Annotated in this window: 18 protein-coding genes, 1 tRNA gene and 1 pseudogene; 5 read left to right on the top strand and 15 right to left on the bottom strand. The window is 35.2% G+C overall.

The window, feature by feature from the left end; translation table 11 throughout:
• Nucleotides 1-523: 523 nt before the first annotated feature.
• The 7 genes from WFZ85_RS14765 to porU form a co-directional block, all read right to left on the bottom strand.
• Nucleotides 524-991 (bottom strand): hypothetical protein, encoded by a 468-nt coding sequence (locus tag WFZ85_RS14765; protein ID WP_342697048.1) that lies wholly within the window; start codon nucleotides 989-991, stop codon nucleotides 524-526.
• A gap of 78 nt (nucleotides 992-1,069) precedes the next feature.
• The gene (locus WFZ85_RS14760) at nucleotides 1,070-1,249 is read right to left on the bottom strand and encodes a hypothetical protein (protein WP_342697047.1); all 180 of its coding nucleotides are present in this window, start codon (nucleotides 1,247-1,249) and stop codon (nucleotides 1,070-1,072) included.
• Nucleotides 1,250-1,784: 535 nt separating this feature from the next.
• On the bottom strand, nucleotides 1,785-3,410 hold the full coding sequence (locus WFZ85_RS14755; protein ID WP_342697046.1) for a pyruvate dehydrogenase complex dihydrolipoamide acetyltransferase: 1,626 nt from the start codon (nucleotides 3,408-3,410) through the stop codon (nucleotides 1,785-1,787).
• 2 nt (nucleotides 3,411-3,412) lie between these two features.
• Entirely contained in the window at nucleotides 3,413-4,414 is a 1,002-nt protein-coding gene (gene pdhA / locus WFZ85_RS14750; protein WP_342697045.1) for a pyruvate dehydrogenase (acetyl-transferring) E1 component subunit alpha, read from the bottom strand.
• 143 nt (nucleotides 4,415-4,557) lie between these two features.
• On the bottom strand, nucleotides 4,558-5,040 hold the full coding sequence (gene cdd / locus WFZ85_RS14745) for a cytidine deaminase (RefSeq protein WP_342697044.1): 483 nt from the start codon (nucleotides 5,038-5,040) through the stop codon (nucleotides 4,558-4,560).
• A gap of 67 nt (nucleotides 5,041-5,107) precedes the next feature.
• Nucleotides 5,108-6,304, bottom strand: a complete 1,197-nt coding sequence (gene porV, locus WFZ85_RS14740) for a type IX secretion system outer membrane channel protein PorV (RefSeq protein WP_342697043.1) — start codon at nucleotides 6,302-6,304, stop codon at nucleotides 5,108-5,110.
• Nucleotides 6,305-6,341: 37 nt separating this feature from the next.
• Entirely contained in the window at nucleotides 6,342-10,172 is a 3,831-nt protein-coding gene (porU, locus tag WFZ85_RS14735) for a type IX secretion system sortase PorU (protein ID WP_342697042.1), read from the bottom strand.
• 202 nt (nucleotides 10,173-10,374) lie between these two features.
• Here porU and gldJ point away from each other — a divergent pair, with 202 nt between their 5' ends.
• The 5 genes from gldJ (at nucleotide 10,375) to WFZ85_RS14710 (ending at nucleotide 14,899) form a co-directional block, all read left to right on the top strand.
• Nucleotides 10,375-12,105, top strand: a complete 1,731-nt coding sequence (gldJ, locus tag WFZ85_RS14730) for a gliding motility lipoprotein GldJ (RefSeq protein ID WP_342697041.1) — start codon at nucleotides 10,375-10,377, stop codon at nucleotides 12,103-12,105.
• Between the two features lie 81 nt (nucleotides 12,106-12,186).
• Nucleotides 12,187-12,714: a transposase gene (locus WFZ85_RS14725; RefSeq protein WP_342697040.1), complete on the top strand. Its 528-nt coding sequence runs from the start codon at nucleotides 12,187-12,189 to the stop codon at nucleotides 12,712-12,714.
• Nucleotides 12,714-12,941, top strand: coding sequence for an IS3 family transposase (locus tag WFZ85_RS14720; RefSeq protein WP_342697039.1), 228 nt, complete (start codon nucleotides 12,714-12,716; stop codon nucleotides 12,939-12,941). Before WFZ85_RS14725 ends, WFZ85_RS14720 begins: the two co-directional genes overlap by 1 nt.
• A gap of 5 nt (nucleotides 12,942-12,946) precedes the next feature.
• The gene (locus WFZ85_RS14715; protein ID WP_342697049.1) at nucleotides 12,947-13,546 is read left to right on the top strand and encodes an IS3 family transposase; all 600 of its coding nucleotides are present in this window, start codon (nucleotides 12,947-12,949) and stop codon (nucleotides 13,544-13,546) included.
• Between the two features lie 69 nt (nucleotides 13,547-13,615).
• Nucleotides 13,616-14,899 (top strand): UDP-N-acetylmuramoyl-tripeptide--D-alanyl-D-alanine ligase, encoded by a 1,284-nt coding sequence (locus WFZ85_RS14710; RefSeq protein ID WP_342697038.1) that lies wholly within the window; start codon nucleotides 13,616-13,618, stop codon nucleotides 14,897-14,899.
• A gap of 37 nt (nucleotides 14,900-14,936) precedes the next feature.
• Here WFZ85_RS14710 and WFZ85_RS14705 read toward each other — a convergent pair.
• The 8 genes and pseudogenes from WFZ85_RS14705 to WFZ85_RS14670 all read right to left on the bottom strand — a co-directional run.
• A tRNA-Val gene (locus tag WFZ85_RS14705) sits at nucleotides 14,937-15,011 on the bottom strand.
• 59 nt (nucleotides 15,012-15,070) lie between these two features.
• Nucleotides 15,071-16,291 (bottom strand): bifunctional folylpolyglutamate synthase/dihydrofolate synthase, encoded by a 1,221-nt coding sequence (locus tag WFZ85_RS14700; protein WP_342697037.1) that lies wholly within the window; start codon nucleotides 16,289-16,291, stop codon nucleotides 15,071-15,073.
• Between the two features lie 21 nt (nucleotides 16,292-16,312).
• The gene (locus WFZ85_RS14695) at nucleotides 16,313-17,098 is read right to left on the bottom strand and encodes an energy transducer TonB (RefSeq protein ID WP_342697036.1); all 786 of its coding nucleotides are present in this window, start codon (nucleotides 17,096-17,098) and stop codon (nucleotides 16,313-16,315) included.
• 3 nt (nucleotides 17,099-17,101) lie between these two features.
• Nucleotides 17,102-17,494, bottom strand: coding sequence for an ExbD/TolR family protein (locus tag WFZ85_RS14690; RefSeq protein WP_342697035.1), 393 nt, complete (start codon nucleotides 17,492-17,494; stop codon nucleotides 17,102-17,104).
• A 1-nt stretch (nucleotide 17,495) separates the two neighbouring features.
• Nucleotides 17,496-18,200 carry a MotA/TolQ/ExbB proton channel family protein gene (locus WFZ85_RS14685; protein WP_342697034.1) on the bottom strand — a complete coding sequence of 235 codons (705 nt, stop codon included), beginning with the start codon at nucleotides 18,198-18,200 and terminating at the stop codon, nucleotides 17,496-17,498.
• 120 nt (nucleotides 18,201-18,320) lie between these two features.
• Entirely contained in the window at nucleotides 18,321-19,547 is a 1,227-nt protein-coding gene (locus tag WFZ85_RS14680; RefSeq protein ID WP_342697033.1) for a Glu/Leu/Phe/Val dehydrogenase dimerization domain-containing protein, read from the bottom strand.
• Nucleotides 19,548-19,652: 105 nt separating this feature from the next.
• Nucleotides 19,653-20,717 (bottom strand): anhydro-N-acetylmuramic acid kinase, encoded by a 1,065-nt coding sequence (locus tag WFZ85_RS14675; protein WP_342697032.1) that lies wholly within the window; start codon nucleotides 20,715-20,717, stop codon nucleotides 19,653-19,655.
• 55 nt (nucleotides 20,718-20,772) lie between these two features.
• Nucleotides 20,773-20,884, bottom strand: a pseudogene (locus WFZ85_RS14670) (IS982 family transposase); the annotation flags it as partial.

Genomic DNA, 20,884 nt, shown 5'->3' with positions numbered 1-20,884 from the left:
ATTTTGAACAGAGAAGTTAAGTCCGACTGCGTCCCGAAGTGTCGGGAGTACTGCAATTTTGTGGGAGAGTATGTCACTGCCTTTTTTTGAAAGTCCTCATCATTTAGTTGATGGGGACTTTTTGTTTTTTTAACGGCAAAGTGTGAGCAGTTTTACGGAAAGTATGCCATGGTTTTTTGATAAGGATTTCATGGATTAAATCGTTTTTTATTGTTTTGATTACGAAGTATTGGGTCTTTGCGAGACTGGGTAGGGTGTTTGACTTGAAAGTATGTGTGTTTGACTTGTAAGGATTTCGATTTGGTTTGATGGGAAGGGTATTTGACTTGAGAGGAGTCGAGTTTGACGCGAAAGGATGCGAGTTTGATTTGAATGGGTGTCGATTCGGCTTGATTGGATTGATGTTTGATACGAAAGGATGCGTGTTTGATTCGAAAGGATGTCGATTCGGTTTTTTTTGTTGGGGAGTAGTCATTAGATTGTGTAGGTCATAAAAAAACTCCTCGTTGGAGGAGTATTGGTTTTAGATGCGGGAGAATTTTATTTTTGCTATTGTTTTGTATTGTGTGGAATTGACATCAAGGATGGTGAAGATGCAGTCTTTGGCGGTGTATGCAGTATCAACTAGGTTGTTTGGTTCGAAGTAGACACTGTTGTTTCTTCTGTTTCTTGCATTATTGAAGGGAACGAATGTTGCTCCGACAGCTTCTGTTTTTAATAGCATATCGTCATGCATGGCCCGGAGTGTTGTGGTTTTATAGGCATCTTCGTTTGGATTGTAGTTTGGGGTGTTTTCTAATAATCCGATGAGTAGATCTAGATTGTTTGTTCTTTGGTCGTAACTTAGTTGTGAGACTGAGTATTGGTTTTCTAGAATAGTTGGGTTTGAGGATTCTGCTATTGGTTTTTTTCTGTCTCCTTTTATTTTACGAGCGATTGTCATGAAGTTTTCGAGTTCTTTGGGGGAAACTCCTTGTGTTGTTTTATACACTTTTCTAAGTTTTGATATCAGACGGTTTAGTGGTTTGAAGAGGTTTTCTCTTTCTGCCACTGCATTTTTATAGGGTGCTTATAAATCATTCACATTTTTTTGGTCTGCAAATGCTTTGTCATAGATAGTTTGGAGTACTTCAATCGCAATGTTTGGATTGGATGGGTTGTAGCGTGTTCCTAATCCGAGGATGTTTGTGATTAGTAGTTTTTGGTTTGCAATGTTTTTTGCGTGTCCTTTTTCTGATGTTGATGCCATGATTTTTAAGTTTTATAATGTTATTATTATTCAAAGCTATCAGGTTATTTTGGATTTATTTTACGGAAAACCGTAATTGGTGTTATTTTTTTAATGGTTTTTTTACTGATGCTATTTAATTTGTGTGGGATTGTGGTTTTGAATTGGCTTGAAAGTTGTGAGACGTCGCAGAGCTAGTTATTAATGTTATAAGATTCCTCCTTTGTCGGAATGACAAGAAGAGGGAGGGATTCCTACGGAGTGACAACAAGCGGGGTACTTTACCTCAAATTCGCAAATTTTTTTGGATTTTTTTTCGAGGGGTTGAAACCTGCTACTACCGATATTTCATCCCGATGGGATTGTGAGTTGGTTATTACTAAGAAGTCAGGAGAATTCGCAGCGCTAGGTAAAACTATTTCTGATGTGAATTTTCTTTTTTTTCCATAAAAAAAATGCCCCAAATAGTATCTAACTTTTTGGGGCATGTCCAATTTAGACTGGTTTTTGTGTTGTATTGATGTTCTTCTACTGCGCTCGGGATGACAAATTTTGTTTACGCCAACATCGTAACAGGATTTTCCAGATACTGTCGTAGTGTTTGCAGGAATTGTGCTCCTGTTGCTCCATCGACTGTACGGTGATCGCACGCTAAAGTTAATGTCATGGTGTTTCCTACTACTATCTGACCGTTTTTCACTACTGGTTTTTCTTCGATGGCACCAACGGAGAGAATGGCAGAGTTGGGTTGGTTTATGATAGAGGTGAATGATTGAATACCAAACATACCTAAGTTGGACACAGTAAAGGTACTTCCTTCCATTTCGGCTGGTTGTAGTTTTTTGCTTTTTGCTTTTCCTGCTAGGTCTTTTACGTTAGCACCTATTTGAGTTAAGCTCATTTGGTCTGTGAACTTAAGTACAGGCACAACCAATCCGTCTTCAACAGCCACGGCAACTCCCACATTTACATGATAGTTGATTGTTATAGCGTCTTCTCTCCATTGAGAGTTTACTTTAGGATGTTTTTTCAATGCCATTGCACAGGCTTTGATAACCATATCGTTGAACGATACTTTGGTATCTGGAATAGTATTTATAACAGCCCTTGATTTCATTGCTTCGTCCATGGCTACTTCTATCGTTAGATAGAAATGTGGTGCTGTGAATATCGACTCTGAAAGACGTTTTGCAATGGTTTTACGCATTTGCGAGTTTTTGATTTCTTCTGAGAAGGTTTCGCCAGCGGGAACGAATGGTTTTACTACGGTTGCAGGTTGGGGCACCTCGACTGCGCTAGGTGTGACAACATTAGACTGCGTTGCCGGGGTAAAGTTTTCAACATCGCTTTTTGTAATACGTCCGTTTTCGCCAGAGCCTTTTATTTCAGCTAAATTTATTCCTCTATCCTTAGCAATTTGTTTGGCTAATGGAGAAGCGAAAATTCTTTCTGATGAGTTGGGAGTTGGGAGTTGGGAGTTGGAAGTAGCTTCTGTATGCAGTACTGGTATTTCTTCTTTAGCTGAAGTTGTTCCACCTTTTTTATAATTTTCGGCAATGCGGGTTATGTCAGTTCCTGCTGGACCGATGATGGCTAAGACACTATCAACTGGTGCTGATTGACCTTCGTTAATTCCAATAAACAAGAGTGTTCCTGCGTTAAAGGACTCGAATTCCATTGTAGCTTTGTCGGTTTCGATTTCGGCTAAAATATCGCCTTCTTTAACTTGATCCCCTACTTTTTTTAACCAAGTTGCTACTGTTCCTTCGGTCATGGTGTCACTAAGTCGCGGCATTGTTACAACTACAACTCCTTTTGGTATGTCGACTGCATTAGTTGATTTATTGTTTTCGGCAGCTGGTTGTTGCACCTCGACTGCGCTCGGTGTGACAGATTGTACATCAGCAGTTGCTGTTCCAGAAATTATTTCTGAAATATCTTCACCTTCTTTGCCGATGATGGCAAGAAGCGAATCTACCGCAGCTGTTTCTCCTTCTTTGATTCCGATGTACAATAAGGTACCTGAATTGAATGATTCAAATTCCATGGTAGCTTTATCAGTTTCAATTTCAGCTAATATATCTCCTTCAGAAATTTTATCGCCTACTTTTTTCAGCCATGTGGCCACTGTTCCTTCGGTCATCGTATCGCTTAAACGCGGCATTGTTATTTTTGTTGCCATAATTAAAGTCTATGTGGGATGAAAGGATAATTTTCTTGTTCGTATACTACATCGTACAATTGCTGAACTTCTGGGAAAGGAGACTCCTCCGCAAATGTGGCGCATTCTTCTACTAAATCTCTAACTCTGTCATCAATGACTGCAATTTCTGCATCAGTAGCATAGTTTTTTTCTTTGATAACATCTAGTACTTGAGTAATAGGGTCTATTTTTTTGTATTCTTCTACTTCGTCTTTTGTTCTATATAACTGTGCATCAGACATAGAATGACCTCTGTAACGATAGGTTTTCATTTCTAAGAAAGTTGGACCGTCTCCTCGACGAGCTCTTTCCATAGCTTCATGCATGGCTTCAGCGACTTTTACCGGGTTCATTCCATCTACAGGTCCACAAGGCATTTCATATCCTAATCCAAGTTTCCAAATATCAGTGTGATTGGCTGTTCTTTCTACAGATGTTCCCATGGCATATCCATTGTTTTCACATATGAATACTACTGGAAGTTTCCAAAGCATTGCCATATTGAAAGCTTCGTGTAACGAACCTTGACGAGCTGCACCATCGCCAAAATAGGTTAATGTAACTCCACCTGTATTGAAATATTTATCGGCGAAAGCCATTCCTGCACCTACTGGAATTTGTGCTCCAACGATACCATGACCTCCATAAAATCCGTGTTCTTTGGAGAAAATGTGCATAGAACCACCCATTCCTTTGGAAGTTCCTGTTACTTTTCCTAAAAGTTCAGCCATTACTTTTCTTGGGTCAACACCCATTCCTATTGGTTGAACGTGATTACGATAGGCCGTAATCATTTTATCTTTTCCGCCCAAGTTCATTACGTGTAAAGCACCTGCTAAAACCGCTTCTTGCCCGTTATACAAGTGAAGAAAACCTCTCACTTTTTGTTGAATATAGAGCGCGGCTAATTTGTCTTCAAATTTTCTCCAAAACAGCATTTCTTCATACCATTTTAAATAAACTTCTCTTGTTACTTCTTTCATTTGTTACTTTTTTGCTTAAGTATTAATAAGTTGTTGATTTTTTATCCAACGCAAAATAGCTCACTCACTCACAAATTTGCGAAAAGCAAAAGTATGACATTCCTACTTAGATGTAAAATTTAAAACGGTAATTTTTTGCCTTTTTATAAGAAGTTTTTATCAAAACTTAAGGGTAGTAAGTTTCTAATAGAGTCAGATTTATAAACTTCGCCGCTTTCTCCCATAAAATAAATTTCAATGGGATTGTTTTGCTTAAATTCGTACTCAAATATTGATTGTCTACAAGCACCACACGGAGGTATTGGTGATTTAGTCTCGTTAGTGTCCGATGCAGCAGTAATGGCCATTTTCAAAATTTTAGCTTCAGGATAATTTGCTCCTGAATGGAAGATAGCTACTCTTTCTGCGCAAAGCCCTGAGGGATAAGCAGCATTTTCTTGATTTGAGCCTAAAACTATATTTCCATTATCTAAAAGTAATGCGGCGCCAACTCTAAACATAGAATAGGGAGCATAGGCTTTTTTTCTTATTGCTATAGCTTGTTTCATCAAAGATTGAACATCTTCGGATAGCTCTGCTATTGAATTAAAAACTGTAAATGAAGTATCAATTTTAATTTCTCTCATTAGTAAGGAAAAAAAATCCAAATTTCAATTCAGAAATTTGGACATTGTTAATATTATTTTTGGGACATTAATAGTCATCGTATTTTTCACCAAAGTTGAATGTTAATGAAAAGCGTAACGTGTTTTCTAGCGGATTTCTAACTTGTGATGCAGAAAACAAGTAAGAAACATCCACTTTAACTGCATTATACTTAAAACCAGCACCAAGGGAGAAAAATTTTCTGGCACCTTTAATAGCACTTTCATTAAAATATCCTAATCGCATGGCAAACGCGTCCTGATAAACATATTCTGTACTGACAGAATAGGTGAATTCTTTTAATTCTTCGCTAAATCCTCCAGGAGCGTCTCCAAACGATTGGAACATTCCTGATACCCAGTTAATTCTATTGTAATCTAAATTGTTTTGATTGCGTAAGTCAAGTTCTTCTGGAGTAGTTACAAGTCCATCCCCATCAAGATCTGCACTTTGCGGTGTGGGCACTAGGAGTTTTGCTACTTCCACATTAAGAGATACTTTGTTATAATCATCAAATATGAAGTCATATGATCCTCCTAATCGTAAGTTTGCAGGTAAAAAATTGGCACTGTCATCGTCTGATTCTCCAGCATCATAATTAATTTTTGGTCCCATATTCTGGAAGTTGAAGCCCAACCGTAATCGTCCGTTAAAGTCAGAAAACGCTGTTTCTTCGCCTTGATAAAAACCGGCAACATCTACTGCAAAGGTACTTGCTGGTGTTGCATCTGTTTCACCTGTTGGTATTCTTAATGCCGATCGGATATATCTACCTGCAACCGCCATCGAGAAACGCTCACTTAATTTCAAGGAATAGGATGCGTCTAATGCCATTTCGCTTGGTTCAACGATAAACGGATCATCGTCCGCATTTTGTCTTAACTCGATTTGACCAAGGCCAAAAAAACGTAAACTTCCAGCAAAGGCACTCCTTCCTTCGGCACCAAATCTTTTATAGTAGGTAACTTGACCTAATGATATATCATTAACTAAGTCAGTTAAATAGGGTGTATAACTGGCAGAAAAACCTTGTGCATCAATGGCAAAAGCATATTTTGCTGGATTGTACTGCTGGGAAAACACATCTGTAGAAGTAGCAACACCTTGGTCTGCTAAACCAGCAGAACGCGCATCGGCAGCGACTAAAAGAAAAGGGACACCAGTGATTATAACACGACTATTTTGTTGGGAATAAATGAATTGTATGGATATGAAAAATAATAAAAGGATTGCAATTTTCTTCATGTTTGATTTTATAAAAGTTAACAAATATAGTATTTTCCTAAAGGATTACAAGTTTTTCTATTTTTTCGGCCGTTTTATTGGATAATGTAGATTTTACGGTCAATTTGTAAACATAAACTCCTTTTCCAATACGATCACCAAAATCGTCTTTTCCATCCCAGGTTATTTCTCTTGAAAGGAAACCATCTGTAGTTATTGTTTGATTTTTTGTCCAAACAACTTTTCCTGTTATGGTCATAACTTGTACTTGTACATTTAATGGTTCGAAAGGTCTATTATGTGAAAACCAGAATTCTGTGTAGCTCACGAATGGATTTGGGTAATTTAAAACATTTTTTAAAGTTATGCTTTCATCCCCTACTACTACGAATTGAATTTCTGCTGTAATAGGATTGTTATATACATCCCAAGCTTTAAAGGTAATCGTATGCAGTCCTGGTGCTAAATTTCGAAAGGGGAAGTAAACTCTTCCACGTCTGAAATTATCTAATTCGGCTTCATAATAATCATTCATTATGAATGGTTTGCTTTCATCACCATCGAGAATGCCTAATATATCGTGACCAATGCCACTTGCGGTGTTAATGCCGTGTTCATCCTCTAAAATGGCAAGAAAGAAAGGCGATTCATTTGTAATTCCGCCGTTTACAAATGTTTCGTCGTTCATATACAGTTTAACAGTTGGACCAGTATTGTCAGCAACTGCATTGGTATTAATACCTCCAATTTTGATGTCGTTATTGAAACCTGTTTTATCAAGTAGTATTTGGTTTCTTTTGGAATAAAAACTAATTCTACCATTGCCCACTGGAATTCGAATGTCACGAGGCACTACAAACCCAAATTCAAATTTTCCATTTACAACAGTGGCATTTCCCCTAAAAATGGTTTCTCCCAGCGTGCTAAAATTCAGTGCAGGACTTAGCCCGTCATTATTTAGAGTTGTTCGAATTACATTTTTATCAAAGATATTTACTGAAACCTCACCATTATAAGTTGGAAGTAAATTGTTGTTTTCATCAAAAACTTCACCAGCAATTTTTACAAAAGCTAAAGATTTAAAATCGTCGATAGGCCCATTAATTGGCATGTCATTTACTTTGGTGACTACAACTTTTGGTTCTGGTATAGCTAGCATTAAAGCAGGATCGCCGATGTAAAAAATTACACTAGTGGCAGAGCTTGAATTAGCATTTTTAGCTAAGCGAAGTGATTCGGCTATTGAATTATATTGGTTGCTGCCATATGAAAACAATACTGCTGATAGTGATTGATTAAAATCTTCAGCATTTATTTGGCCAATAGATCGAATAGTTGTGATCATTGAAATAGCGCCACCTCTTGGATTCCAGTAGGTAAATTCGCCTGCGGTTGGCCGTAATGGGTTGTCAAATCTTGAGAAAGAACAAGTTACAGTAATAAATAAAGGGTATTTGTAACGATTGTTTAAGTTTTGACCATCTGACTTTTCCCAGATGCGCTCTGCAGAGAGACCGTCTTCACCGCCATGACCTAAATAATTAAAAACTAAAGCCCCTTTTTCAAAAGCTTCAAAGATTTCAGCTCTCGCTATTGGATAGCGTTTTCCACCCGCCGAAGTTTGTTGCTCGTAAGAGTCTAAGAATATTTTTTTAAAGTTTATAAATGGCTTTTCGGCAACAAGTTCATTTGTTAAATTATTTTGATTTACTTGTAAGGAAGCGTCCGAGGATTTATCTGTGTCGTCTGCAATACTAATATAATTGTTTCTCCAGCTACCATAAGACTTGAAATCATGATACTCAATTACTTTATTAACCATTTCTTCGGCCTGTTGTACTGTGCTAACTATCATTCGACCCACGGCAATGTCTATTCCAGTGAAAAAACTATTTGGATTACCCTCATTATTATCCATACACACAAAAAAATCATCAGATGCAAACGATGACTCTGACTCACCATAACTGTTTAAAGCGTGAAAAATAGGGACAATGTTTGTGTTATTGGAAATTCTATCTTTAAAATCAAACGAACTATCGCCAAAAAGATTAATATATTTTACTCTTTTATCTTGTGCTGAGGCGTTAAAGTAAACATATTTGATAAAATTTCTAATCGCACCAATGTCTTGTTTTCCAGATGAAAATTCTTGATAAATGGTTTCCAAATTCACTACTTTTACTCTTAAATTAGAATAATTTCTATGAAAATTTGCAAGTTTTTCAGCTTGAGTATTTAAAAATTTCGGTGTAATGATTAAGTAATCTACATCTTGAAATTGCCCTTGCGCATTTGTAAATATCGACCCTTTAAGGTTTTGATTATCCACTTTTGATTGGCTATCCTTTAAAGGTGAAAAAAAATCATTGTTAGAAACTGCGATATATTTTCTAATTTCTCCTAAAGTTGATTTGAAAGAAAAACTGCTTTGATTGTTGTTTTCAACTTTTGTAACATTATAGATGTCAGTTATGTCCCAAACTTGGTTTATTGAAGTAGCATTTGAAATTTGGTATTCACCTATTCCAAGTAGTGAATTAGTTTGATCCACTTGAAATCTAAACTGTTTGTTAAAGCCTTGAAGATTTCTTTTGGCCTTAATATTAATGTAGTCAAGATATCCCTTTGAATTAGGAACACCGCTATTGTCGTAAGTAAGTTTTATTGTCACATCTTCAGATGAAACTGTAGCAGTAGTATTTAAAGTTCCATCGAAAGCAGAAAATCCACTATTTACAGATAATGCACTAAAAGGTATGGTGCCAATTAGTTGATTATTGGCTTCAACTTTAAAATTAGTTGGCGTAAAAGAACTTGCTGCAGCATGAATTGATATTTGTAGCGGCGTTGTAGTAACTAAGCTCGGAAATTTAAACTTGAATTCTTGCTCGTTATCAAAACTAAACTGTTCCCCAAACCATACTCTTCCGAGTTTTGCAATATTTTCTTCATCTACTTCGTAAAACTGATAATCATCAAAAGTGCTAAAAATAGTAGTTGCATTTCCTAGAGGCTGAGTCATTTCAGTAATCCTTTTGCCGTTATCACCACTCGCTGTTACATAATAATATGATTTGTCTTCATATAGATTTAAATTGGTTCTATTTTCAATACTCCAATTATCAACACCTTCAGCATAAAAAAGTATATAGTCTTGATTATCAAAAACACCATCACTTTCACCTATAAATTGGATTGCATTTTCTTCTAAATCACTTGGGTATGGAATTGAATTTAATAGCGGGACCATTCTCCCACCATTACCATAGATTTTAATTTTGCGAGGATCAACGTTAGTTTCAAATCCTAAACTTCTTAAAAAACTTCGTGAAAGCCTATAAACTCCGGATTTTTCAACATAAAATCGATACCAATTTCCTGAATTTAGTACAGAATTCACTACTGTAGCAACGTTATTCACAATTGGTTGATTTCTGTTGGCATTAATCTGGTCGAAGGAGTAGCTAAAAGAAACTAACTTTTTGAAACCACTCCCTTCCTTGATAATGGGAGAGATTGTAATATTTCCATATACTTTATCTCGTGCTATATTAGTTTTAAAGGAAGACTTTAATTCAGTTGGAATTGCAGCTACTGAGATATCCCCAAGTTGATTTTCGGTAATAGTTTCAAAAACAACATTTGTAATTCTTAGGCTATTTTCGTTTAGCGAATTGTTTAGTATTATATTTAAGTTGAAGTTAACTGATTTTGTATAAGTGTCGAATTGGTAATTTTTAGGGTTAAATTGTGGTACATTGTAAAAATAGTCTCCGTAAGATAATTCTTTTTTCTCTGTCCAATTCAATGTGACGTTACCTTGTTCTTGAGAGAAAACTCCCAAAACAGCAAAAAACAAAAGCAGAAGAGTATAAAAATTTTTCATAGTTAGCTAGTAACGTATATTAAATTAAAAAAGTATGAATAGCCAAAAATTTTTTTTTTAAGCAAAAATATAATAAAAGAATTGAATTTGCGTTTTACAATAAAATTCCTAGAAGAGCAAATTTAGTATTAATTTAAAAAATTTGTTGCAATTTAAACCTAAATTATTATATTGCACCACTAAAATTATACCTACTAATATTATGAAAGTAAACAAAATTATTGCTTTAAAATTATTGCTGTCACTGCTAATAATTGTTGGTTTTGCTAGTTGTAGTAAAAAGACTGATTCTAAAGGCAGTTCCAAAGCCACCGGATGGAAAATAAACGACAAAAAGGGTGGTTTTCAGTATGCTTCAAATTTTAAAAAACAAGCTACTGGTCCCGGTTTAGTGTTGGTTGAAGGTGGAACCTTCACCATGGGTAAAGTTGCCGATGATGTAATGCATGATTGGAATAATACACCAAATCAACAACATGTAATGTCTTTTTACATGGATGAAACCGAGGTTACAAACATGATGTACATGGAGTATTTAAATTGGTTGAAAACCGTTTTTCCTCCTGACCAAGACAATTATAAAAATATATACGAAGGTGCATCACCTGACACTTTAGTGTGGAGAAATAGATTAGGTTACAACGAAACCATGACAAACTATTATCTGAGGCATCCTGCATATGCTGAATATCCTGTAGTGGGAGTAAACTGGATACAAGCTACAGAATTTGCTAAATGGAGAACTGACAGGGTTAACGAAAAGATACTTGAAGAACAACGTTATTTAAAAAAAGATGCAAAGGTTACAGACATGACTGCCGATAAAGTATTCAGCACAGAAGCCTATTTAGCTTCGCCATCTACGGCAAAAGGTGGAGACGAAGCGCTAGTGTTGAAAAGAGGGCAGGGAAGAGGCGCGGCAAAACCAAGCAATAACGCTGCTGCTCCATCAGGGGCAAACAATACAGCTGGTAATAGCGCTAAAAATGTTTATGCACAGCTTTCGTCGGGACTTATTTTGCCAGAGTATAGATTGCCAACAGAAGCAGAATGGGAATATGCCGCAGCAGCTGATGTTGGACAAAGAGAATATAACGCATATAAAGGTCAGAAAAAATATCCTTGGTCAGGAACTTATACTCGCTCTGGTAAAAGACAAGTTCGCGGTGATCAATTGGCTAACTTTAAACAAGGTAAAGGTGATTATGGTGGTTTGGCTGGTTGGTCGGATGATGGAGCTGATATCACTAACAAAGTTAAATCGTATCCTCCAAATGACTTTGGGTTATACGATATGGCAGGAAACGTTGCCGAATGGGTTGCTGATGTATACAGACCAATTGTAGATGACGAAGCAAACGACTTCAATTACTATAGAGGTAATGTTTACATGAAAAATAAAATAGGTGATGACGGTAAAGTAGAATTAGTGACTGCCGAAACACAACAATTTGATACGTTGTCTAATGGAAAAATTTTTTCTCGTAACTTCCCTGGACAGATAGCGCAAGTTCCTGTGGACGATAAAGAAACCTATTTAAGACAAAACTTTGATAAATCAGATAATAGAAACTATCGCGATGGTGACAAGCAGTCAACTAGATATTTTAAATTTGGCGCAGCTGAAGAAGGAGATGAGAAAGGTAAAATGAAAGATGATCAAAGGATGTATGACTCCCCAAAACACAATGTTTCTGTTGATAGTTTAGGAAATATGGTAAAAAAATATGACAAGTCTAGTAAGAGAACAACCCTTATTAATGATGATGTTAGAGTTTATAAAGGTGGTTCATGGAGAGATAGAGCGTATTGGCTAGATCCTGCACAAAGAAGATACTTCCCTCAGGATATAGCAACAGATTTCATTGGCTTTAGATGTGCAATGTCAAGAGTTGGTCCAAAAGCCGACAAAAAGAAAAGACCAAGAAACTAATTTATAGTTTTTAAATAGTTTAAAAAAAGCCCTGAATTTAGACTGCCCCCAAAAAGTTAGACACTATTTGGGGGTATTTTTATGGAAAGAAAAGTCAAATATGATTATGTGTTTAAACTTGAATGCGTAAAACTAGTATTAGAAAAACATTATTCGTGCAAATATGTTTCTAATCTAAAAAGTTTAAATGAATCTAACATTCGTAAATGGGTTGGATTTTATAGGCAATATGGTAGCATTGGTTTGCTGCCACGAAAGAACCAGAGTTATTCTGTTACTTTTAAATTGAAGGTATTAAAAGCAATTGACAAAGACTTGATGTCTTTAAGAGAATCAAGTTTGAAATTTAATATCCCTGATTCTGGCATTATTGTTAAATGGAAAAAAGATTTTGCTACTTTTGGTTCAGAAGGCTTACAGCCAAAAACCAGAGGCAGACCAACATCTATGGAAACCAATAAACGAAAAAAGCGAAAATCAGACAAACCACTGACAAGAGAAGAAGAACTTCTTTTAGAGAATGAGGCACTGCGTTGTGAGAACGAATTGCTAAAAAAGTTGCAAGCCTTAATTCAAGCAGAAGAGAAAGCCAAAAAGCGCAAGCCATAATGGAATTAAGGCATAAGTTTGATTTGAATTTACTTTTAAATCAAACCAATATGGCACGGAGTAATTTTTATTATTATCAAAAAAAGACAAAATCAACTGATAAATACCAAGAGATAAAAGAATTTATAAAATCCATTTATCACAAACATAAAGGTCGTTACGGATACAGGCGAATTACAGATGAACTCAACAGCAAAGGATTAATTATCAACCATAAACAGTTTTAAGATTGATGAAATTATTAGGATTAAAAAGTCTGATTAGAGTAAAAAAATACAAATCGTACAAAGGGGAACAAGGTAAAATTGCACCAAATATTCTAGCAAGAAAATTTAAGGCAACGGCACCAAATCAAAAGTGGGCAACCGATATAACAGAATTTAATGTTTCTGGTCAGAAATTGTATTTATCGCCTATTATTGATCTATTTAATCAAGAAATGATTAGCTATGAACTTACAGAACGACCAGTATTTAATCAAGTTGTAATGATGCTAAACAAAGCTTTTAAGAAAATACCAAACAATACAAACCTAATTCTACATTCAGATCAAGGCTGGCAATATCAAATGAAAAACTATCAAAACCAACTGAAAGAAAAAGGAATCATACAAAGTATGTCCAGGAAAGGTAACTGTCTTGATAACGCAATTATTGAAAATTTCTTCGGAATATTAAAATCAGAATTGTTTTATTTAAAGAAGTACACCTCTATAGACCAATTAAAAATGGAAATCAAAGAATATATAAACTATTACAATAACGACAGAAGAAAGTCCAATTTAAACAAAATGAGCCCGATACAATATCGAGCTCATTATTATCAAAATTAATTATAAATTTGTCCAAACTTTTGGGTGCAGTCTATTTTTAAGGGCTTTTTTGTTTTAAATAAATTTGATATGACAATTCAAAATATTCATAAGTTGTTTTTAAGTTGTAGTAAGGTTTCCATTGATACGCGCGATATTGAAGCTAATTCTTTGTTTGTAGCTATCAAAGGAGAACGATATGATGCAAATACTTTTGCTAAAGAAGCACTGGATAAAGGAGCAAGTTATGTGGTTATCGATAACCCAGATTTTTACATCGACGAGAGAACAATTTTAACAGACGACAGTCTTGTGACACTACAAAATTTAGCAAGATACCATCGAAAGTACTTAAAATTGCCTGTAATTGCTTTAACTGGAAGCAACGGAAAAACAACCACTAAAGAGCTTATTAATGTTGTATTATCAAAAAAGTATAATACAAAAGCAACCAAAGGTAATTTGAATAACCATATCGGAGTTCCACTTACTATCTTATCTTTTACTACCGAAACAGAAATAGGTATCGTGGAAATGGGCGCCAATCATCAAAAGGAAATTGAATTTTTATGCAACATAGCGCAACCCGACTATGGTTATATAACTAATTTTGGGAAAGCTCATTTAGAAGGCTTTGGCGGTGTTGAAGGAGTAATCAAGGGTAAAAGTGAAATGTACTCCTACATGAAAGAAAATAATAAGTCTGTTTTTGTAAATCTAGATGATGATATTCAAAATATAAAATCGTCGGAATTTAAAAGGATTACGTTTAGTCAAAAAGACAAAAACGCTACTGTTTTTATTGAAAATATTACAGCAAATCCATTTGTGAAGATAAAAACAATGGGTTTAGAAATTGTTTCGCATTTAATTGGTTTATACAACGCCAATAATATCAATGCGGCAATAACTATAGGTAATCATTTTACTGTTCCAGTAGAGGAAATTAAATCGGCAATTGAAAGTTATATTCCAGAGAATAATCGGTCACAATTATTGACTAAAGGAACAAATGAAATTATTTTGGACGCATACAATGCTAATCCTAGCAGCATGAAAGTAGCTTTAGAAAATTTTATGCAGTTAGATAAAGCTAATAAGTTGATTGTTATAGGTGACATGTATGAACTTGGCGAGGAAAGTGTAAATGAACATAAAGCTATTCTTGAATTTTTAAATGATAAAAGTACATTCGAATGTCATTTTGTTGGGAAAGATTTTTTTGAAAATAGGATTGACAATTCTAATTTTCATTTTTACAACACCTTCGATGACTTTGCTGAATATTTAGCTAAAACTAAAATAGAGAACAAAGTCATGCTCATTAAGGGGTCGCGTGGTATGGCTCTAGAACGAACATTACAATATTTGTAAAATAAAAAAACTTCAACATTTCTGTTGAAGTTTTTTGTGGGCGATGAGGGATTCGAACCCCCGACCCTCTCGGTGTAAACGAGATGCTCTGAACCAACTGAGCTAATCGCCCTTAATGCGAGTGCAAATATAGACTACTTTTTCAATTCTACAAATAAAAAGTAATAAAAATTATAAAATTTCTGCAACTACAAATGTGCTTCCGCCAATATATATCAAGTCATTTGGAGCTGCATTTTCCTTGGCTTTTTGATAAGCAATTGAAACTGAATTGTATATTGCGCCGATAAGATGAAATTCAGCAGCTTTTTTACTTACGATTGCTGCATCAAGTCCTCGCGGAATATTGGGTTTACAGAAATAATAAATGGCAGTTTTGGGAAATAGGGGCAAAATTTCGTCCAAGTTTTTATCATTAACAACGCCCAAAACGATGTGTAGCTTTTCAAATTGTTCTTTTTTTACTTGCTCCAAAACCATTGAAAGACCATGCGCATTGTGCGCCGTATCGCAAATTATTTTTGGATTACTTCCTAATTGTTGCCACCTGCCTTGAAGGTTCGTATTTTTAACAACATTCAAAAAACCATTTTTAATTGCTTCTTCGTTTATAGACAATAGTTTTTTTTCTTGTAACACACTAATGGTTTGTAGCACTGTTTTTTTATTCTGGATTTGATAGTCGCCGAGCAATGCTGATGGGTAATTTTTTTCAACTAAATCTGACGCGAAGTATATTTCCGAATGGGTTGTTGCTGCTTTTGCTAAAAAAACTGGTTTTGTGTTGCTAACATACTCACCAATTACAACAGGAATTTTCGGTTTAATAATTCCCGCTTTTTCATAGGCAATAGCTTCTAATGTATCGCCTAAAAATTGTGTATGATCTAAACCAATATTAGTAATTACAGAGATCAAAGGGGTAATTATATTTGTAGAATCTAATCTTCCACCCATACCAACTTCTATAACATTGATATCTGTTTTTTCTTTTGCAAAATAGTCAAAGGCTAATCCAACACTCATCTCAAAGAAACTTAACTGATGAGTTTCAAAGAACGACTTATTATTTTTTATAAATTCACAGATAGTATCTTCTGAAATGGTTTGACCATTAATGGCAATTCGTTCTCTAAAGTCTTTTAAATGTGGCGAAGTATACAAACCTACTTTGTATCCTGCTTCTTGTAAAACTGAAGCCAATAGGTGTGATGTAGATCCTTTTCCATTAGTTCCGGCTACGTGAATGCATTTTAATTTTTTTTCAGGATTTCTTAAATGATTTGCTAATAAGATGGTGTTTGTAATATCTTTTCGATAGGCTGATGCACCTTGCGTTTGGTACATTGGCAATTGATTGAACATCCAATCTAGTGTTTCTTTATAGTTCATAATAAAAAAGAATAACTTCCGCTATTCTCCTAATTTGAAGTTGATAACAATGAAACCAATTTGTGTTTCCGGAGCATCATTATCGGGTTGCCATTTGAATTTACGTGCTGCTGATAAAGCTGGATTTACTAGACATGGATTTGTGTTTGTGGTTCCTTTGGAGTATTTTGCCGCTATAACATTTCCATTACGGTTCACTGTAACTTGCACAACCACTCTTCCTTCCTCATTACAGTCCTGAACTTCTTTAGCTGGTGAACTTAATTTTCTTCCTTTTAACCCCCAACTTGTTCCATTCCCCGAACCATTCCCCGAACCATTTCCGTAGAAACTATTGGCATAACGGTCGCCGTTTGGATCACCTTTGTCTCCTGGCAAATTATCATTTCCTTGGCTTGCCTCTGCACCATTTGTTTTAGGACTATTAATCAAGCTTTCCAATGCACTTGTAGTATTTTTTGATAAAGTTGGTTTCGGTTTAACTACTTCTTTAACTTCTTTTACAGGCTTTTTTGTATCGTTTTTTTTAATTACTGGTGCGTCAGAGTTGTCTTGAGTTACTATTTCTTCATCAACTGCTTTTTGAGGTGGCGTATACTCGGGTTGTGGGGAAGATTTTACGGGTTCAAGAGGTTGTACCTTACCTTGTCCGATATCTGATGTTCCAAAATTAATTGCTATTCCGTTTTCTGGAGGTGGATCCATGTAAGTCAATCCAAAAAAGAAGCATAGAATAAGTAGTATCACAAAAATTACAGTTGTGATTGCAAATGATTTTTTTTCTTCTTCTGTTTCTAAAAATTTCATTTCTTATTTAGGTCTTACAGCCAACACGATTTTCATTTGGTTTCTATTAGCAATATCCATTACATATACTGCTTTTTCAATCGGGACACCTTCCTCCGCTCTAAGAATAATTGGCATGTCTTTATTTTTTGCCGTTAAGGAAAGTAATTGCGCCTCCATTGAACTCTCCTCGACAGGTGTTTTGTCAATATAAAATTGTAAATCCTTATTAATGCTAACGGAAATACTTTTATTGCTGTCGGTTTTACCTTTTGCTTTGGGTAAAACTAAATCCAACGCATTGGTTGTAACCATTGTAGATGTTAACATAAAGAATATCAGCAGAAGGAAGACAATATCCGTCATTGATGACATATTGAATTCGGGACTAACTCTATTTCGGCCTCGTAAATTCATATTACTTTTTTTCGTTTAATAAGTCAAAAAATTCAACGCCATTCAACTCCATTAAGTGAACGACTTTATCTGTTTTAACCACTAAATGGTTGTAGCCAATGTAAGCAATCAAACCAACTATTAATCCAACAACTGTAGTAGTCATTGCCGTATAAATTCCTTCGGCTAATGCACCTACTTCTATTTGACCACCACCACTTGCCATTTTATGAAATGCCATAATCATACCTACTACAGTACCTAAGAAACCAGTCATTGGTCCTGCACCTGAAATAGTGGCAAGCATACTTGTATTTTTCTCCAAACGATAAATTTCTAATTTTCCCGCATTTTCAATGGCAGTATTGATGTCTTCTAATCGATTTCCAATTCTTGAAATTCCTTTTTGGATTAATCTGGATACTGGAGAGTTAGTAGATGCGCAAAGCATTTTTGCAGAGTCAATTCTCCCGTTTGATATATGGTCTTTGATTTGCATCATAAAATTTGCATCAACTTTAGAAGCGGCGTTGATAGCCATAAGTCTCTCGAAATAAAGGTACAATGCAAAAAATAACATGATAAATAAAGCAATCATGATAAGTTGACCTGCTAAACCACCACTTGTTAAAAGTTCCCAAATGGATATGGTTTTCTCAACAGGAACTGCATCTGTCAAGGTTTCCTTTGCTAAAGAAAGCGAATCGGTCTGAAGAAATAAACTCATATAATTATCGATTTTAAATTATTATTGGATGATTGTAAAAGTATTGTAAATAGTAGTAAATTAATTCAAAATTAAACTTTATTGCATGCTTAAGTCTATAACGAGAAATCTTCTAAAATATTATACCAATTGACTCAAAGCAATTTCAAAGGCAGTCGCACTGATATTCTTTTTATCAGTATGCAAATTGTGTACCTTTTCTAATGCGCTTTTAATCGTTTCTGAAATATCATAAAAGATGGCCTCGTCAGTCATCTGTACTTTTTTCTCCATAAAGTAAGCAAAAACGCGTGCCATACCACAATTAGAAATAAAATCAGGTATCAAGCTCACTTTGCTATCCGTTTCTTCCATAATGCTACCGAAAAAGATTTCTTTATCAGCAAAAGGAACATTCGCGCCACACGAAATCACTTCCAATCCATTGTTAATTAAATTATCGATTTGGTTTTTAGTAACCAATCTAGAAGCGGCACAAGGTGTAAAAATATCAGCGCCCAATGTCCAAATTTTCTCGTTGATTGTTTCAAACGGGATCATGTTTTCGGCAACCAATTTGTTACCATCTTTATTCAAGAATAATCTTTTAATCTGATCAAAAGTAAATCCTTCTTCATTAATGATTCCACCATCGCGGTCAATAATACCTATAACTTTCGCACCCATTTCTGCCAAATAAAAAGCTGCCGCTGAGCCAACATTGCCAAAACCCTGTACAATTGCCTTTTTGCCCTGCACATCGCCGCCATAAATATGATAATAATGGCGCACAGCTTCAGCAACACCGTAACCTGTAATCATGTCGGCAACAGTATATTTGCGCAAAACATCGGGAGAAAATTTCGGGTTTTCAATTACTTTGATAACACCTTGACGCAATTGACCAATTCTATTGATTTTATCAGCTTCTGTAGGTTTAAAATGGCCATTGAAAACCCCTTCTTGCGGATGCCAAACACCACATTCCTCTGTAAACGGAATAACCTCGTGAATTTCATCTACATTCAAATCGCCTCCAGTGCCATAATAGCTTTTTAATAAAGGCGAAACCGCTTTGTACCACCGTTGTAAAACACCTTTCTTTCTTGGGTCGTTTGGGTCAAAATTGATGCCTGATTTTGCTCCGCCAATTGCTGGTCCAGATACTGAAAACTTAACTTCCATTGTTTTAGCTAAGGATAGCACTTCGTTCATGTCCAATCCTTTTCTCATTCTTGTTCCGCCGCCAGCAGCGCCGCCGCGAAGACTATTGATTACCGTCCAACCTTCGGCTTCGGTTTCTGAGTCTTTCCAATTAAAGACTATTTCGGGTTGTTTATTTTCAAATTTTTTAAGTAAATCTTTCATGGTATTTAATCTGAGCTCACTTCAGATTGTAAGTTTTAGTTAGAATGTATTTTAGTTTGTGGTGCAAATATAGGATTTTAAAAAGAACAGATTTTCTCATCAATACTATTTAAAAATATTTCCTGAACTATGATTTTCTTTTGCACCGGTAACACTACTTAGAACATTAATTTCATGGCGAAGTTTTAAAACTCCTAAAAGTCCAAAAATTAGTGCTTCTTTATATTCCAATGTTTTAGCATCAGGAATTATGATTTTTATAGTTGGTAGATGATGTGCTATTCTTTCGATTAAAAAATCATTGTAAGCACCACCGCCAGTTATCAGCATTTTGCCCTTCTGATTGGGTAAAGCCAAACTCATTTGCATAGCAATATGCTCAATAAAAGTGTGCATTTTATCCTCTACAGAAATGTTGAAATTATTTATTAATGGCAACACAATTTCTTTCACAAATTCAAAACCGAGTGATTTTGGGAATGATTTTTTATAGTATTCCAAATTATTAAGTTCAGCTAACAAATCTGGATGTAGTTTTCCAAAGCGTGCAATTTTTCCTTTATCATCATATTCAAAACCTAACTGATTCGCATAAAAATTCAAAACCGTATTCACCGGTGAAATATCAAAAGCAATTCGCTTACCAGCTCGCTCAAACGAAACATTTGAAAAACCACCAAGGTTCAAACAATAATCATAATCAGCAAAAAGAATGCGATCACCAATAGGAACCAAAGGTGCGCCTTGTCCACCAAATTGCACATCTTGCACGCGAAAATCACAGACTACCGTTTCGTTGATAATTTTTGCAATTATAGGAAGATTTCCAATTTGAAGTGTAAATCCGTTTTGTGGTTGGTGCAAAATAGTGTGACCATGACTGCAAACCGCATCAAGATTTTTTATTTGGTATTTGTCGATAAAAGTTTTGATGATAGAGCCCAAGATTACCGTATAATCTTGATTAAGTTGAAGTAATTCTTCCTGTGAATAATCAACAGCATTTCTAAGTTTGTCTACCCAATATTGGCTATAACCAATTGTTTCACATGTAAGAATGTTATATTGCCATGTTCCGTCAATTACTGTAAAAGCTATATGCGCTAAATCAATACCATCAAGCGAAGTGCCCGACATGACACCGATAACATTGTATTTTTGTTCGAGCATTTGTTGAAAATTAAAGAATGATAAAAAGTTAATTAATTTAACCCGTTGGGTGAAATTAAATTAATTGATTTTTGATGTTATTTATTGGTCTGTCAAAGATAAATTTATTGATATATTGAACCAATGTTAATGCTGTTATTTTTGCTAAAATTCTAGTTTTAAAACCC

The sequence above is a fragment of the Flavobacterium aureirubrum genome (genome assembly GCF_038739835.1).
Classification (GTDB): Bacteria; Bacteroidota; Bacteroidia; order Flavobacteriales; family Flavobacteriaceae; genus Flavobacterium; species Flavobacterium aureirubrum.
This window is presented reverse-complemented; position numbering and strand designations above follow the sequence as displayed.